The following is a 15,735-nucleotide window of genomic DNA, read 5'->3' on the forward strand; positions in this document are numbered from 1 at the left end:
TAGAGATCTTCGGATCTTGTATGATTTAAACTGAAGAGTTTGATCATGGCTCAGATTGAACGCTGGCGGCAGGCTTAACACATGCAAGTCGAGCGGTAACAGGGGGTGCTTGCACCCCGCTGACGAGCGGCGGACGGGTGAGTAATGCATAGGAATCTGCCCAGTAGTGGGGGATAGCCCGGGGAAACCCGGATTAATACCGCATACGCCCTACGGGGGAAAGCAGGGGATCTTCGGACCTTGCGCTATTGGATGAGCCTATGTCGGATTAGCTTGTTGGTGGGGTAATGGCTCACCAAGGCGACGATCCGTAGCTGGTCTGAGAGGATGATCAGCCACATCGGGACTGAGACACGGCCCGAACTCCTACGGGAGGCAGCAGTGGGGAATATTGGACAATGGGGGCAACCCTGATCCAGCCATGCCGCGTGTGTGAAGAAGGCTTTCGGGTTGTAAAGCACTTTCAGTGAGGAGGAAAACCTTATGGCTAATACCCATGAGGCTTGACGTTACTCACAGAAGAAGCACCGGCTAACTCCGTGCCAGCAGCCGCGGTAATACGGAGGGTGCAAGCGTTAATCGGAATTACTGGGCGTAAAGCGCGCGTAGGTGGTTTGATAAGCGAGATGTGAAAGCCCCGGGCTTAACCTGGGAACGGCATTTCGAACTGTCAGGCTAGAGTGTGGTAGAGGGTAGTGGAATTTCCTGTGTAGCGGTGAAATGCGTAGATATAGGAAGGAACACCAGTGGCGAAGGCGGCTACCTGGACCAACACTGACACTGAGGTGCGAAAGCGTGGGGAGCAAACAGGATTAGATACCCTGGTAGTCCACGCCGTAAACGATGTCTACTAGCCGTTGGGACTCTTGAAGTCTTAGTGGCGCAGTTAACGCACTAAGTAGACCGCCTGGGGAGTACGGCCGCAAGGTTAAAACTCAAATGAATTGACGGGGGCCCGCACAAGCGGTGGAGCATGTGGTTTAATTCGACGCAACGCGAAGAACCTTACCTGGCCTTGACATGTTGGGAACTTTCCAGAGATGGATTGGTGCCTTCGGGAACCCAAACACAGGTGCTGCATGGCCGTCGTCAGCTCGTGTCGTGAGATGTTGGGTTAAGTCCCGTAACGAGCGCAACCCTTATCCCTAGTTGCCAGCACATCATGGTGGGAACTCTAGGGAGACTGCCGGTGACAAACCGGAGGAAGGTGGGGATGACGTCAGGTCATCATGGCCCTTACGGCCAGGGCTACACACGTGCTACAATGGCGCGCACAGAGGGCTGCAAACCCGCGAGGGGGAGCCAATCTCACAAAACGCGTCGTAGTCCGGATCGCAGTCTGCAACTCGACTGCGTGAAGTCGGAATCGCTAGTAATCGTGAATCAGAATGTCACGGTGAATACGTTCCCGGGCCTTGTACACACCGCCCGTCACACCATGGGAGTGGATTGCACCAGAAGTGGTTAGTCTAACCTTCGGGAGGACGATCACCACGGTGTGGTTCATGACTGGGGTGAAGTCGTAACAAGGTAGCCGTAGGGGAACCTGCGGCTGGATCACCTCCTTAACGAACGCTGGAGGTTTCGGTCAGAGTCCACACGAATTACTTGGTTAACGTGAAGAGAGCAAAAGGGTCTTTGCAGGCCCGGCTGTGAAGTGCTTCTCCTGGAGAAAGCATGAAGCAGAGATTAGCGCTGTAGATTGTGGCAGCTGACAAGGCGCAGGCTGAGTGAAGGAGGGAGCGTACACACGTACGTGACCGAGTGAACGAAGACTGCAACGCAGCTCAGGTGGCACAAGATGCAGTGATAATTGGGTCTGTAGCTCAGGTGGTTAGAGCGCACCCCTGATAAGGGTGAGGTCGGTGGTTCAAGTCCACCCAGACCCACCAGAATTGACCAGCTCGTCGTTGCGCCCGGACTCGCATACTGAAGTATGCTTCGCCCGAACGCGCCTAGATCTGATCAATTCTCCGAGTACGGCGAGTCAACGAAATTGCCGGCTTGGTGAGTGGTTTCTATTAGGGGCCATAGCTCAGCTGGGAGAGCGCCTGCCTTGCACGCAGGAGGTCGGCGGTTCGATCCCGCCTGGCTCCACCATAAACAGATCGACGAACCTGATTGCCTGACGTTATGTCAGTGTGCAGAAAAAAGTGTTTCAACGCGGTGACGTTGTAAGCCCTTCTTTCTGATCACTGGGTCAGAATTGCTCTTTAACAATTCGGATGAGATTGAAACACGAAATTCTGTTCTTCTAGTTCAGAACAGAGTTTCAGCGATAACGATCAAGCGTTATCCGGTGTGTCGTTGAAGTGGTTGTTTATAGCTTCAGTCGGCTGTCTCTGAACGTCATCATTGGATGATCACGAACCTGGCTTGCCAGGGGAAGGTCAAGCGGTGTTGATGCACAGGTCAGTTGTCTTGGGGTTATATAGTCAAGCAACTAAGCGCATACGGTGGATGCCTTGGCAGTCAGAGGCGATGAAAGACGTGGAAGCCTGCGATAAGGCTCGGGGAGCTGGCAAACAAGCTATGATCCGGGCATCTCTGAATGGGGAAACCCACCGACTTTCGGGTCGGTATCTTACACTGAATCCATAGGTGTAAGAGGCGAACTCGGGGAACTGAAACATCTAAGTACCCGAAGGAAAAGAAATCAACCGAGATTCCCTCAGTAGCGGCGAGCGAACGGGGACCAGCCCTTAAGCTGGACAACTGGTAGGAGAAGGCCCTGGAAAGAGCCGCCATAGTGGGTGATAGCCCCGTATCCGAAACCTGAGTCCAGTGAAATCGAGTAGGACGGGTCACGTGTAATCCTGTCTGAACATGGGGGGACCATCCTCCAAGGCTAAATACTCCTGACTGACCGATAGTGAACCAGTACCGTGAGGGAAAGGCGAAAAGAACCCCTGTGAGGGGAGTGAAATAGACCCTGAAACCGTATGCGTACAAGCAGTCGGAGCGGACTTGTTCCGTGACGGCGTACCTTTTGTATAATGGGTCAGCGACTTATGTTCAGTGGCGAGGTTAACCGTATAGGGGAGCCGTAGGGAAACCGAGTCTGAATAGGGCGACTTAGTCGCTGGGCATAGACCCGAAACCGGGCGATCTATCCATGAGCAGGGTGAAGGTGCCGTAACAGGCACTGGAGGCCCGAACCCACTGTCGTTGAAAAGCCAGGGGATGACTTGTGGATCGGAGTGAAAGGCTAATCAAGCCCGGAGATAGCTGGTTCTCCCCGAAAGCTATTTAGGTAGCGCCTCGGACGAATACCACTGGGGGTAGAGCACTGTTTCGGCTAGGGGGTCATCCCGACTTACCAACCCGATGCAAACTCCGAATACCAGTGAGTACTATCCGGGAGACACACGGCGGGTGCTAACGTCCGTCGTGAAGAGGGAAACAACCCAGACCGCCAGCTAAGGTCCCCAAGTACCAGTTAAGTGGGAAACGATGTGGGAAGGCTCAGACAGCTAGGAGGTTGGCTTAGAAGCAGCCATCCTTTAAAGAAAGCGTAATAGCTCACTAGTCGAGTCGGCCTGCGCGGAAGATGTAACGGGGCTCAAACTGGTCACCGAAGCTGCGGCTGCATACGCAAGTATGCGGGGTAGGGGAGCGTTCTGTAAGCCTGCGAAGGTGGATTGAGAAGTCTGCTGGAGGTATCAGAAGTGCGAATGCTGACATGAGTAACGACAATGGGGGTGAAAAACCCCCACGCCGGAAGACCAAGGGTTCCTGCGCAACGCTAATCGGCGCAGGGTGAGTCGGCCCCTAAGGCGAGACCGAAAGGTGTAGTCGATGGGAAACGGGTTAATATTCCCGTACCTTGGATAGCTGCGATGGAGAGACGGAGAAGGCTAGGTGAGCCGGGCGACGGTTGTCCCGGTTTAAGCGAGTAGGCAGTGGGTTTAGGCAAATCCGGACCCATAATGTCGAGACGTGACGACGACGACCCTTTTACGGGTTGGAAGTCATTGATGCCATGCTTCCAGGAAAATCTTCTAAGCTTCAGGCTATCCGGGACCGTACCCCAAACCGACACAGGTGGTCAGGGTGAGAATCCCAAGGCGCTTGAGAGAACTCGGGTAAAGGAACTAGGCAAAATGGTGCCGTAACTTCGGGAGAAGGCACGCCGGCGTGTACGTGAAGCCCCTGCGGGTGGAGCGGAAGCCGGTCGAAGATACCAGGCCCCTGCGACTGTTTATTAAAAACACAGCACTGTGCTAACACGAAAGTGGACGTATACGGTGTGACGCCTGCCCGGTGCCGGAAGGTTAATTGATGGGGTTAGCGCTTGCGCGAAGCTCTTGATCGAAGCCCCGGTAAACGGCGGCCGTAACTATAACGGTCCTAAGGTAGCGAAATTCCTTGTCGGGTAAGTTCCGACCTGCACGAATGGCGTAACGATGGGGGCGCTGTCTCTACCCGAGACTCAGTGAAATTGAAATCGCCGTGAAGATGCGGTGTATCCGCGGCTAGACGGAAAGACCCCGTGAACCTTTACTATAGCTTCACAGTGAACTTTGAGCATGCTTGTGTAGGATAGCTGGGAGGCTTTGAAACCCGGACGCCAGTTCGGGTGGAGCCAACCTTGAAATACCAGCCTGGCCTGTTTGAGGTTCTAACTTGGTCCCCTGATCGGGGATGAGGACACTGTGTGGTGGGTAGTTTGACTGGGGCGGTCTCCTCCCAAAGCGTAACGGAGGAGCACAAAGGTGGGCTAAGCACGGTCGGACATCGTGCGGTTAGTGTAATGGCACAAGCCCGCTTGACTGCGAGACAGACACGTCGAGCAGGTGCGAAAGCAGGTCATAGTGATCCGGTGGTTCTGTATGGAAGGGCCATCGCTCAACGGATAAAAGGTACTCCGGGGATAACAGGCTGATACCGCCCAAGAGTTCACATCGACGGCGGTGTTTGGCACCTCGATGTCGGCTCATCACATCCTGGGGCTGAAGCCGGTCCCAAGGGTATGGCTGTTCGCCATTTAAAGTGGTACGCGAGCTGGGTTTAGAACGTCGTGAGACAGTTCGGTCCCTATCTGCCGTGGACGTTGGAGATTTGAGGAAAGCTGCTCCTAGTACGAGAGGACCGGAGTGGACGAACCTCTGGTGTTCGGGTTGTCACGCCAGTGGCATTGCCCGGTAGCTATGTTCGGACAGGATAACCGCTGAAAGCATCTAAGCGGGAAGCCCCTTCCAAGATGAGATCTCCCCGAGGCCTCGAGCCTCCTGAAGAGCCGTTCAAGACCAGGACGTTGATAGGCCGGGTGTGTAAGCGCTGCGAGGCGTTGAGCTAACCGGTACTAATTGCTCGTGCGGCTTGACTATATAACACCCAAGACAATTGCTACAGACAACTGCGATAACCTTGATCGTAACGCATTCAATCTCATCCATCCCAGTGATCAACCGTTTTGCCTGACGACCATAGCGGTCTGGAACCACCTGATCCCATCCCGAACTCAGCAGTGAAACAGACCAGCGCCGATGGTAGTGTGGCGTTGCCCATGCGAGAGTAGGTCATCGTCAGGCTCCTAAATAAAACACCCCCGACAGCGAAAGCTGCCGGGGGTTTTTTATTTGGGATACGGTGGTTCTCTTTCACTACAACGGCCCCATGCGACAAGCCTGCCGCAGGCAGGCGCAGGACGTCGGAGTGTAGCGACGACGGGCCCGAAGGGCCGAAGGCCGACAGGCCTGAGCAATGTAGGTCATCCCAGTGCGAAGCACGGGCTGGGAGCATGCTATAAGTGAAATCGTGCGCTGCCAGGGGCGAACGCCCGGAGCGTCTCGCGGAGGGCCGGGAATCGTCGCCGCGCAACGCGCGGCCGGTCTCAGGCAACTCCGATCTGCCCTACAACGGCCCCATTCGACAAGCCTGCCGCAGGCAGGCATCGCCCTGCTTCGCAGGGCCTGAAGAACCCCTACGCCAGCCACAAAAAAGCCCCGGCACCTTCCAGCTCCGGGGCTTGTGGCAACCTAACGCCTCGCTAGATAAAGGCCATCCAGGGTAGCGTCCACAGACCGAAGGCAACCATTGATGCACCGGCAATCTGGCGGAACCAGCGATTTGTCCGCAATCCCTGAATCCAGGTAGCGGCAAGTCCTGTGCCTAGCATGGAAGGAAGGGTGCCGAGTCCGAAGAAGAGCATGGTCCCGGCAGCGGCAGTGGTGGTGGGCTGTAGTGCGGCCCACCCCAGAGTGCTGTACACCAGTCCACAGGGAAGCCAGCCCCAGAGGGCGCCGAGGGAGAGTGCCTGAAAGGGGTTGCGAACCGGCAGTAATTTTGCCGTAAGTGGCTGAAGTCGCCGCCATACCGGACCGCCAACTTTCTCCACATGGCGTATGCCATTCCACCATTGCCCCATCGAGAGTCCCATCAGGATCAGCAGGATTCCTGCGAGGGTGCGAAGTAGCGGTCCAAGGGCGCCCCAAGAGTTCGTGGCGCTTACGCTAAGCCAGGCGATGAGGGTCGCAATCAGCACATAGGAACCAATACGGCCCCCATTGAAGGCCAGTAACATCAGTATCTGGCGGAAGCGGTAGCCCCGGCCTACGGGCAGTGCCATAGAGAGCGAAGCGCTGATACCGCCGCACATGCCCAGGCAATGGGTGCTGCCCAACAGGCCAATGACGAAGGCGGCAGGGTAGCTGAGGGCAAGGTCCTGCAATTCAGGCTCCCTTTTCCGGATTATCATCCTGTGGGGTTTGATCGCCATCCACGAATTCTGTAGTCCTGTCCTCGGCGGAGGCTGACGGGTTGGATCGCTGGTGGGGTTGCTTGGCATCCTCGGGAATCATGTCCCGGTCGTCGTCATAGAGGATTCGGTGGGCAGGGCCCTCCAGGTCGTCATACTGGCCACTTTTTACGGCCCAATTGAAAACCAGTACGCCAATGGTCACCAGGATAAGCGTAATCGGGATAAGTATCAGCAGAATGTTCACAGCAGTATCACCTTGTTCCTCAACCGGGCTTGACCTCTTCCTGGCCCCTTGAGATCGTTTGTGGTTGGTTCTGCGTCCGGCTCCCGGGCTTCTCCTGGCTCAGTCTGAGGGCGTTGAGTACAACCACCAGGGAGCTCAGGGACATGCCAATAGCCGCCAGCCAGGGCGGTACCAGGCCTGCTGCAGCTAACGGTAGCGCCAGCAGGTTGTAGCCCAGGGCCCACATCATGTTCTGTCGAATAATACGCCGTGTTTCCTGGCTGGCGTCAATGGCTTGCACCAGTAGCTCCAGCTTTCCACCAAGGAGAATGCCGTCTGCCCGGAGCTGGGTCAGGTCCGTTGCAGAACCCATGGCTACGGAAACAGCAGCGCCCGCCATGGAGGGCAGGTCGTTCAATCCGTCACCCACCATCATGATCTTCTTTCCACCGTCCGCAAGAGCCTGCAGGTGAGCGAGTTTGTCTTCCGGCGAAGCGCCACCAATTGCTTCATCGATGCCCAGCTCAGCGGCAATCCGGGCTACGTGGTTTGACCGATCGCCGCTGAGCATCACGGTCTTGATGTTTCGTGACTGAAGGGTTCGGACCGTCTCCACTGCATCGGCACGCACACGGTCATCAATGAGCAGGCGAGCCTGTACCTTGCCGTCAACCGCTAGCCAGAGGTCAATGCCCTGGGCCTGGTCCGGAGGTGTTATCTCGGTTCTAGTGGAGGTTTCGATGAAGGCGCGGTGGCCGATGACAACGGATTTGCCTCGCCATTGACCGGTCAGGCCCTGGCCAAGATGATTGGAAACCCCGTCCACTGTCTCTGCCTTGATCCCACGGAACACTTCGGCAATGGGGTGCTCGGAGTGCTGCTCCAGGCCGGCGGCCAAGGACAGTATTTGTTGCTCCGGGAGATCGCCGACCAGTGTAACACCGAGCAGGTGAAGCCTACCTTCAGTCAGTGTGCCGGTTTTGTCGAAGACAATCGTGTCGATATCCCCGAGAGTCTCCAGGGTATGTCCGCGGGTAGGCAGAAAGCCCAGTTTGCGTAATTTCAGTGTGGCACTGGTCAGGGCGGTCGGTGTTGCCAGCGATAGCGCGCAGGGGCAGGTGACCACCAGTACAGAAAGGGTAATGTCGAAGGCATTATCGGCACCGGCAAGCCACCAGCCTATCCATACCAGTGGGGCAATAACCAGGACCCGGCTGACAAACACACCGGCTATACGATCCGCCATGCGGGCGATGCGAGGTTTTTCCGACTGGACCCGGTCCAGTATACGTAGAATGCCGGAAAGTCGGGTGCGGCTACCGGTACGGAGCACTTCGACTTCGATAGGGCTTTCGCCGTTGATGCTGCCTGCGAATACCTCGTCTCCGACTCCGTGGGACTCGGGGAGGTACTCACCGGTCAGGGCCGCTTCATTCAGGGTTGAGTGACCTGCGACAATCACACCGTCAACAGCCAGGGTTTCGCCGGGCTTGATTCGGATGCGGTCCCCGGTCTTCAGCTGGTGAGCGGCGACTACCTCTGAATCAGACCCAAGGATACGCGTGGCGACCCTTGGCTGATAACTGCCCAGCGCGGCCCCGGTGAGACCGGCACGGTAACGGGCGCGGGCTTCGATGAAACGGCCCAGCGACAGGAAAAAGGTGAACATGCAGACAGATTCAAAGTACACCTCATCACCGCCGAAAAAGGTAACCCAGGCACTGGCCGCGTAAGCCAGGCCTATGGCAGTGGCAACCGGTACATCCATGGTCAGGTGGCGGGAGCGTACATCACGAATGGCATTACTGAAAAAAGGCCGGGCGCTGTATACCACCACCGGTGTGGCGACCAGCAAGCTGAACCACCGGAACAGCTGTATGAATTCAGGAGACAGCTCACTGATCATTTCAAAGTACAGGGGCACCGCCAACATCATGCTCTGCATGGTGCCAATGCCGGCAACGAGGAGACGGATGATGGCGGTGCGGTTTTCTGCCTTGAGAGCCTGCTCCGCCTCGTCTGCATGATAGGGGGAGGCGGTATAGCCCAACTCGTGGATAGCGATCAGAAGGTCACTGAGACAGGTCTCCTCGGGGGACCAGACCAGCCTCGCTCTTTGGGTGGTGTGATTGACGGTAAATGAAATCACGCCCGAGTGGGCGGCAAGGTGGCGTTCCAGCAACCAGATGCAGGCGGCACAGGTGATGCCGCCGATCAGTAGCTGGGCCTCTTGTCCGCCTTTCACCGGAGCTACGAACGCCTCCTGCGCAGCCGGATGATCCAGCTCTCGCAGCCGTTCCACGTCAGCAGGGGAAAGGGATCGGGGCGTAACCGCTGGGGCTGTGCGGAACTGGTAAAAGCTGTCCAGGCCTTCCTGGTGAATGGTGTTGAAAACGGCCTGGCAACCATGACAGCAGAAGGCCCGATCCGGGTGGTCCGGGTCGGGCACTATGGCCTGCTCTGGCTTTACCGGCTCACTGCAGTGAAAGCAGGGAAGTGTTTCAGCCACGTTCTGGGTCGTTGGGCCGCATCACGATGGCTGAGTCGGCCGGGAAGTGGCCTTCACCCTTGATGCGCCAGTCTGAGGACGGTCCGCTCACATCCAGGTACCAGCGCCCGTCGATATTGCCGGCTATCTGTCCCCGGTAGTGGCCCTCGCCGGTGGGGCTGAGCTGAATGATGCGGTCCTGCTCGCCCATGGTGGGGTGGAATAGTTGGAGTATCAGGTATTCCGGTGCCACGCCGGTGCCTTTGTCGCTACTTGCGAGGGTAACCTCAAGGTTGCGACCGGTCTGCTGGATGCGGGCCTCCAGGCCCAGTTCGGCAGCCTTGGCATCCCTTGCCAGGGACTGATTGATAGCGAGGCCTTCCTTGGAGTAATCGTCCACGACCATGGACGTATGCGTCGTCATTGAAAGCGTGATGGCGACGATACAGTAGGTTATGGATGCTGCGGGGAACAGAACCAGAAACCAGAACCATGGCTGACGGAACCAGGGACGTGAGGATTCGTGGTCTTCAAAACGTGCAGTTTCTGACATGTCGGACTCTTCAATGGATCAGCAAGCAGCCCGCCGGAACGGGCTGTCTAAAGTATTTAGCGGGGCCTTGGACCGACAAAACGACTGTCGGTTTCATCGGAAACGCCGCTGTCGTCGGTGGCTTCAATACGGAACGTGATTGAAGTGTTGATATCGTCAAGATCGTCCGGATTCACTTCGACGACCACCGGTACGGAACGAAGGTCACCTGCTGCAACCTGAACCGGCTCGTTGCCCCGGAGCAATCGCGCGGTTTCGATGCCTTCCAGGCCAATACGGAACTCCCGGGGAACTTCCGCCATGTTATTGATCTTCAGTGTGTAGGTGTTTTCGATCCAGCCATTGCCGTTATAGCTGAACAGCGCACCACGGTCGCGGATCACATCCAGTTCCACCGGCACACGTGTGGCAATGGTAACAACAACCGCCCCTATCATGAGCATCAGCAATGCTCCGTACCCGAAGGTGCGGGGACGTAGCAGCTTTGACGGACGGCCCTCCAGTTCATTCTCCGTGGTATAGCGAATCAGGCCCCTGGGGTAGTCCATCTTGTCCATGACGCTGTCGCAGGCGTCGATACACAGGGCACAGCCAATACATTCGTACTGAAGGCCATCACGGATATCGATGCCGGTGGGGCACACCTGCACACACAGGCCACAGTCAATACAGTCGCCAAGACCCAGTTCTTTCCGGTCAGCGGATTTCTTGCGGCTACCCCTGGGTTCCCCGCGGTTTGGGTCATAGGACACGATTCGGGTGTTGCGATCGAACATGACCGACTGGAAACGAGCGTATGGGCACATATACAGGCAAACCTGCTCGCGCATCCAGCCCGCATTCAGGTAGGTAGCCACGGTGAAGAAGCCAACCCAGAAATAGGCCCAGCCATTGGCGCCAAGTGTGAACAGATCCGCCAGCAGTTCACGGATCGGATAGAAATAGCCCACAAAGGTAACGCCCGTAGCGAATGCGATCAGCAGCCAGCTCACGTGCTTTGCTGATTTCCGTATCATCTTTTCTGGCGAGTTGGGCGCCTTGTCCAGCCTCATACGCTTGGTGTGGCTGCCCTCGATACGCTCCTCGACCCACATGAAAATAAACGTCCATACGGTTTGCGGGCAGGTATAGCCGCACCACACGCGACCAAACAGGGTCGTTATGAAAAACAGGCCAAAGGCGCAGATGATCAGCATGGCAGCAAGCAGGAAGAAGTCCTGCGGGAAGAAGGTCATGCCGTAGAGGTGGAATTCACGGGCTGGCAGGTCGAAGTGGATCAGCGGTTCGCCATCAATGGTGATCCATACGAACAGAAAATACATGCCCATCAGGGCCATCAGGCTGAAAAAGCGGATTCGCTGGAACAGGCCCTTGATTTCCCGCACATAGATCTTCTTGCGGCTGGCATAGAGTTCGACGGTTTCCGGGTTTTTCTTGTTGTTTTTGTCGGAGGGGCCGTCAGTGTTCGGGTCAATCTGCTGGACCGGAATCTGACTGCTCATCATTACCTCCTGATGGTGACAAGCTCGCGCATTGCCAGAATGGTAAGACACTTCGGCCTGGGGATCTTTTCAAGCCTGGGTCCGCAGGGCAGGCCCAGGGTTGAAAAGACCGGGCGCCACAATCAGCAGCGCCTGGGTTTCACTTCTCAGTTGTTGGACAGGCTGTACACGTAACCGGCCAGAATGTGGATCTGATCGTCGCTCAGGCGGCCACCCTGGGCCGGCATGACGTTCTGACGACCGTAGACCACAGTCTCTTCGATCCACTCGTAGGTGCTGCCATAGAGCCAGGAATCGTCGGTCAGGTTGGGCGCACCCAGCGCCTGGTTGCCAGTACCGTCCGCTCCGTGGCAGGCCACACAGGCCTGGGCGTAGACTTCGGCACCCGCTTCTGCGGCAGCCTTATCCTGTTCCCGGCCGCTGAAGCTCAGTACATAGTTTACCACCTGGTCAACCTGCTCAGCTGTCATGTTTGGCATGGTGCCCTTGGCAGGCATATTGCCCTGGCGGCCATTGTGCAGTGTTTGCAGGATAGTGTCCGGGTCGCCACCGTACAGCCAGGCATCGTCAGTCAGGTTGGGGAAACCAACGGAACCGCGACCAGCTGAGCCGTGGCATACGGCGCAGTTGTTGGCAAACAGGCGCTGACCCATCTCCATGGCGTCTTCGTTGCCCGCCAGTTCAGGAATCGGGGTGCTGCCATACTGGGCATAGATTTCGCTGTAGCGGGCTTCGGCCTGCTGCACTTCCTCTTCCCACTGCTTTTCCTGGGTCCAGCCCAGCAGGCCCTGCCAGTTGCCCAGGCCCGGGTACAGGGCCAAGTAGATCAGGGCAAACACACAGGTGCCTACGAACAGGTAGAACCACCATTTTGGAAGCGGGTTGTCATACTCCTCGATACCATCGAAGGAGTGACCCATGGTCTTTTCGGTTTCGGTGTCGGTGGTCTGGCTCTTGCGGGTGGCGAAGAGAAGCCACCAGCAGCCAAAAATGGTACCGAGCACGATCACACTGATCCAGATGCTCCAGAAGGTACTCATTGTTTTTTCTCCGTTTTGTCCTGTTTCAAAGTGCGCTCGGCAATTTCGTCGTCATCAAAGGGCAGGTGCGCCGCTTCATCGTTCTTCTTTTTCCGGTGCGAGCTGTATGCCCACCAGACGATGCCGAAGAAGGCAATCATGACCAGAATGGTCTGTATGCCCCTGAAGTCATTGATGTCCATAGAACTTACCGTTTCTCAGAGATCACGGTGCCCAGCTGCTGCAGGTAGGCCACCAGCGCGTCAATTTCGAATTGACCGCGGACGTCTTCCGCTGCGCCATCGATCTGCTCATCGGTGTACGGTACGCCCAGGGTCTGCAGTGTCTTCATCTTCTGGGCGGTCTGGGTGTGATCGACCTTGTTTTCGAACAACCAGGGGAATGCCGGCATGTTCGACTCCGGCACTACGCTGCGCGGGTCGTACAGGTGCATACGCTGCCAGGCGTCCGAGTAACGACCACCAACACGGGCCAGGTCAGGACCGGTACGCTTGGAGCCCCACAGGAACGGGCGTTCATAGACGAACTCACCCGCAACGGAGTAATGGCCGTAACGCTCGGTCTCGGCACGGAAGGGGCGGATCATCTGGGTGTGGCACACGTGGCAGCCTTCCCGGATATAGATGTCACGGCCTTCCAGTTCCAGCGGGTCCAGCGGCTCGAGGCCGGCCACTGGCTCGTTGGTTTCTTCAATAAAGAACAGCGGCAGAACCTCGACCAGGAACCCGGTGCTGATCACGAGCAGGATCAGCACAGACATCAGGCCAAGGTTCTTTTCTACAATTTCGTGTTTCATTTCGGGTTGTGCTCCTGATCAGGCCGGCTGGGCTGCGACATTGTCTTCGGCAACCGCATCTTTCTGGCGAATGGTCATCCATACGTTCCAGGCCATCACAAGCATGCCTGTCAGGAAGATGACACCACCGAGGAAGCGTACCAAGTAGCCCGGCCAAGAGGCCTCCAGGGCCTGTACAAAGCTGTAGGTGAGGGTGCCGTCGTCATTCACCGCACGCCACATCAGGCCCTGCATGATGCCGTTGACCCACATGGCCACGATGTAGAGCACGGTGCCAACGGTCGCCAGCCAGAAGTGCACGTTGATCAGGCCGATGCTGTACATGGCCTTGATACCCCAGAGTTTCGGAATCAGGTGATAGATCGCGCCGATACTGATCATCGCAACCCAGCCAAGGGCGCCGGAGTGAACGTGGCCGATGGTCCAGTCGGTGTTGTGGGACAGGGCGTTCACTGTCTTGATGGACATCATCGGGCCTTCAAAGGTGGACATGCCGTAGAAGGACAGGGAAACCACCAGGAAGCGCAGGATCGGGTCGGTGCGCAGTTTGTGCCAGGCACCTGACAGGGTCATCATGCCGTTGATCATGCCGCCCCAGGAGGGGGCCAGCAGGATGAGGGACATGACCATACCTGCGGTCTGGGCCCAGTCCGGAAGCGCTGAATAATGCAGGTGGTGGCCACCGGCCCACACGTAGGTGGCGATCAGGGCCCAGAAATGGACGATAGACAGGCGATAGGAGTAAACCGGGCGGTTGGCCTGTTTGGGTACGAAGTAGTACATCATGCCCAGGAAGCCGGCAGTCAGGAAGAAGCCTACGGCGTTGTGGCCCCACCACCACTGCATCATGGCATCGGTGACGCCGGCATAGGCCGAGTAGGACTTGAACAGCGAGGCCGGCAGAGCCATGTTGTTGCCAATATGAAGGACGGCAATCGTGATAATGAAGGCACCGTAAAACCAGTTCGCCACATAGATGTGGGGCGCGCTCCGCTTGACGACGGTGCCGAAGAAGACGATGGCGTAGCTGACCCAGACCACGGCGATCAGGATATCAATGGGCCATTCGAGTTCAGCGTATTCCTTGGTGGAGGTAAGGCCGAGCGGAAGGGTAATGACAGCAGAGATCAGTACTGCCTGCCAGCCCCAGAAGGTAAAGGCCGCCAGTCCGTCCGAGAACAGCCGCGCCTGACAGGTACGCTGGACAACGTAGTAGGACGTTGCAAACAGGGCACTACCACCAAAGCCGAAGATTACGGCGTTGGTATGTAACGGCCGTAAACGACCGAAGTGGGTCCAGGGCAGGTCGAGGTTCAATTGCGGCCACACCAGCTGCGCTGCGATCAGCACACCCAGCGCCATGCCCACAATACCCCATACGACCGTCATGATGGCGAACTGCCTCACCACCTTGTAGTTGTATGTCAGGTTTGCATTCACTGTGCTCATAGCCTTACCAATGGATTCAAGGGTGGGAAAGAAAATCGGCGCAAGTATGGAGAATCGATGACCTGTTTGCAATGACTCAGGTCAACTCCTTCCGTGACCGTAATGCCGCTGAAATCAGTGTGATGGCGAATCTGTTTGATCTTTGAGTGGTGTACAATTGACCCATTTTCCGATATTCATCAATAAATACCGAAAGCTGGCGACGATGGGTTGATTCGCGACCATTTGACGCACCGGAGAGGACATACCTCAGAATCAGCTTAGTTGCCTTCGGAGAGGTTGCAACATGCAAGACCTGATCTATGAACCAGCCATTGCGGATCCTGGTTATGCCCCAGGGCTGATCCTTGCCCATGGCGCTGGCGCGGGCAGTGACAGCCCTTTTATGAGCCGCCTTGCCCGGAGCCTGGCTGAATCCGGAATCCATGTGTGGCGGTTCGAATTCCCCTACATGCTCAAGCGCCGTGCTGATGGCCGTAAGCGGCCACCCGATCGGCAGCCGGTGCTGCTGTCCCACTTTGCTGGAGTCGTTGGTCACTGTCATTCGCTCATGAGCCCGGGGCAAACGCTGGTTATCGGGGGGAAATCCATGGGGGGGCGAATGGCATCCTTGTTGGCGGCTTCCCGCGAGTGCGCTTACATAAAAGGTGTCGCCTGTTTTGGTTACCCGTTCCATCCGCCAGGAAAGCCAGACCGCTGGAGGACGGACCATTTTATGGAGATCCCATGTCCGCTGGCGATCTTTCAGGGTACCCGTGATCCGTTCGGCAAGCCTGAGGAACTGGCGGCCCGGCCTGGCTTGCCCGCCCGGGTGAGCGTGCACTGGCTCGAAGGCGGCAATCACGATCTGAGACCTTTGAAAAAGCAGGGGTTGGATGAGAATGCCCTGATAGACGAGGCGGCGGCCAAGGCGGCTGCTTTTATAGGCTCACTTGAGTAGGCTATGCAACCCGGTCCAACTTTTCCGGGGGAACCCTTTTA

At 57.0% G+C, this 15,735-nt stretch carries 10 protein-coding genes, 2 tRNA genes and 3 rRNA genes; 6 read left to right on the plus strand and 9 right to left on the minus strand.

Features of this window, described 5'->3' with window-relative positions:
• Positions 1-27: 27 nt before the first annotated feature.
• The 5 genes from LJ360_RS08655 to rrf all read left to right on the plus strand — a co-directional run bounded on the left by LJ360_RS08655 (position 28) and on the right by rrf (position 5,534).
• Positions 28-1,568, plus strand: a 16S ribosomal RNA gene (locus LJ360_RS08655).
• Positions 1,569-1,815: 247 nt separating this feature from the next.
• Positions 1,816-1,892 (plus strand) — tRNA-Ile (locus tag LJ360_RS08660).
• 132 nt (positions 1,893-2,024) lie between these two features.
• A tRNA-Ala gene (locus LJ360_RS08665) sits at positions 2,025-2,100 on the plus strand.
• Positions 2,101-2,433: 333 nt separating this feature from the next.
• Positions 2,434-5,330: ribosomal RNA gene (locus tag LJ360_RS08670) — 23S ribosomal RNA — on the plus strand.
• Positions 5,331-5,419: 89 nt separating this feature from the next.
• A 5S ribosomal RNA gene (gene rrf, locus LJ360_RS08675) occupies positions 5,420-5,534 on the plus strand.
• The 16S, 23S and 5S rRNA genes sit together here with 2 tRNA genes alongside, the layout of an rRNA operon.
• Positions 5,535-5,992: 458 nt before the next feature.
• Here rrf and LJ360_RS08680 read toward each other — a convergent pair.
• The 9 genes from LJ360_RS08680 to ccoN all read right to left on the minus strand — a co-directional run bounded on the left by LJ360_RS08680 (position 5,993) and on the right by ccoN (position 14,754).
• The gene (locus LJ360_RS08680) at positions 5,993-6,700 is read right to left on the minus strand and encodes a sulfite exporter TauE/SafE family protein (protein ID WP_091853480.1); all 708 of its coding nucleotides are present in this window, start codon (positions 6,698-6,700) and stop codon (positions 5,993-5,995) included.
• Positions 6,675-6,947: a cbb3-type cytochrome oxidase assembly protein CcoS gene (gene ccoS, locus LJ360_RS08685; protein ID WP_091853482.1), complete on the minus strand. Its 273-nt coding sequence runs from the start codon at positions 6,945-6,947 to the stop codon at positions 6,675-6,677. The genes LJ360_RS08680 and ccoS overlap by 26 nt, the downstream gene beginning before the upstream one ends.
• Positions 6,948-6,966: 19 nt before the next feature.
• Positions 6,967-9,435 carry a heavy metal translocating P-type ATPase gene (locus tag LJ360_RS08690; RefSeq protein ID WP_413774408.1) on the minus strand — a complete coding sequence of 823 codons (2,469 nt, stop codon included), beginning with the start codon at positions 9,433-9,435 and terminating at the stop codon, positions 6,967-6,969.
• Positions 9,428-9,967, minus strand: coding sequence for a FixH family protein (locus LJ360_RS08695; protein WP_264995851.1), 540 nt, complete (start codon positions 9,965-9,967; stop codon positions 9,428-9,430). Before LJ360_RS08695 ends, LJ360_RS08690 begins: the two co-directional genes overlap by 8 nt.
• Before the next feature lie 56 nt (positions 9,968-10,023).
• On the minus strand, positions 10,024-11,469 hold the full coding sequence (gene ccoG / locus LJ360_RS08700) for a cytochrome c oxidase accessory protein CcoG (RefSeq protein WP_264995852.1): 1,446 nt from the start codon (positions 11,467-11,469) through the stop codon (positions 10,024-10,026).
• Positions 11,470-11,615: 146 nt separating this feature from the next.
• Complete coding sequence (gene ccoP, locus LJ360_RS08705; protein WP_091853491.1) at positions 11,616-12,509, minus strand: cytochrome-c oxidase, cbb3-type subunit III; 894 nt, start codon at positions 12,507-12,509, stop codon at positions 11,616-11,618.
• Positions 12,506-12,691 carry a cbb3-type cytochrome oxidase subunit 3 gene (locus LJ360_RS08710; protein WP_264995853.1) on the minus strand — a complete coding sequence of 62 codons (186 nt, stop codon included), beginning with the start codon at positions 12,689-12,691 and terminating at the stop codon, positions 12,506-12,508. The genes ccoP and LJ360_RS08710 overlap by 4 nt, the downstream gene beginning before the upstream one ends.
• A gap of 5 nt (positions 12,692-12,696) precedes the next feature.
• Entirely contained in the window at positions 12,697-13,305 is a 609-nt protein-coding gene (gene ccoO, locus LJ360_RS08715) for a cytochrome-c oxidase, cbb3-type subunit II (protein ID WP_264995854.1), read from the minus strand.
• Between the two features lie 18 nt (positions 13,306-13,323).
• Positions 13,324-14,754, minus strand: a complete 1,431-nt coding sequence (gene ccoN / locus LJ360_RS08720) for a cytochrome-c oxidase, cbb3-type subunit I (protein WP_264995855.1) — start codon at positions 14,752-14,754, stop codon at positions 13,324-13,326.
• Between the two features lie 286 nt (positions 14,755-15,040).
• Here ccoN and LJ360_RS08725 point away from each other — a divergent pair, with 286 nt between their 5' ends.
• Positions 15,041-15,694, plus strand: coding sequence for an alpha/beta family hydrolase (locus tag LJ360_RS08725; protein ID WP_264995856.1), 654 nt, complete (start codon positions 15,041-15,043; stop codon positions 15,692-15,694).
• Positions 15,695-15,735: the final 41 nt, after the last annotated feature.

This window comes from Marinobacter sp. AN1 (assembly GCF_026013985.1).
Lineage (GTDB): Bacteria > Pseudomonadota > Gammaproteobacteria > Pseudomonadales > Oleiphilaceae > Marinobacter > Marinobacter segnicrescens.

Excerpts from the sequence above, each read along its gene's own strand:
- ccoN (WP_264995855.1), bottom strand. The coding sequence starts at position 14,754 with ATGAGCACAGTGAATGCAAACCTGACATACAACTACAAGGTGGTGAGG.
- LJ360_RS08725 (WP_264995856.1), top strand. The coding sequence starts at position 15,041 with ATGCAAGACCTGATCTATGAACCAGCCATTGCGGATCCTGGTTATGCC.
- LJ360_RS08695 (WP_264995851.1), bottom strand. The coding sequence starts at position 9,967 with ATGTCAGAAACTGCACGTTTTGAAGACCACGAATCCTCACGTCCCTGG.
- ccoO (WP_264995854.1), bottom strand. The coding sequence starts at position 13,305 with ATGAAACACGAAATTGTAGAAAAGAACCTTGGCCTGATGTCTGTGCTG.
- LJ360_RS08680 (WP_091853480.1), bottom strand. The coding sequence starts at position 6,700 with ATGATAATCCGGAAAAGGGAGCCTGAATTGCAGGACCTTGCCCTCAGC.
- ccoG (WP_264995852.1), bottom strand. The coding sequence starts at position 11,469 with ATGAGCAGTCAGATTCCGGTCCAGCAGATTGACCCGAACACTGACGGC.
- LJ360_RS08710 (WP_264995853.1), bottom strand. The coding sequence starts at position 12,691 with ATGGACATCAATGACTTCAGGGGCATACAGACCATTCTGGTCATGATT.
- ccoP (WP_091853491.1), bottom strand. The coding sequence starts at position 12,509 with ATGAGTACCTTCTGGAGCATCTGGATCAGTGTGATCGTGCTCGGTACC.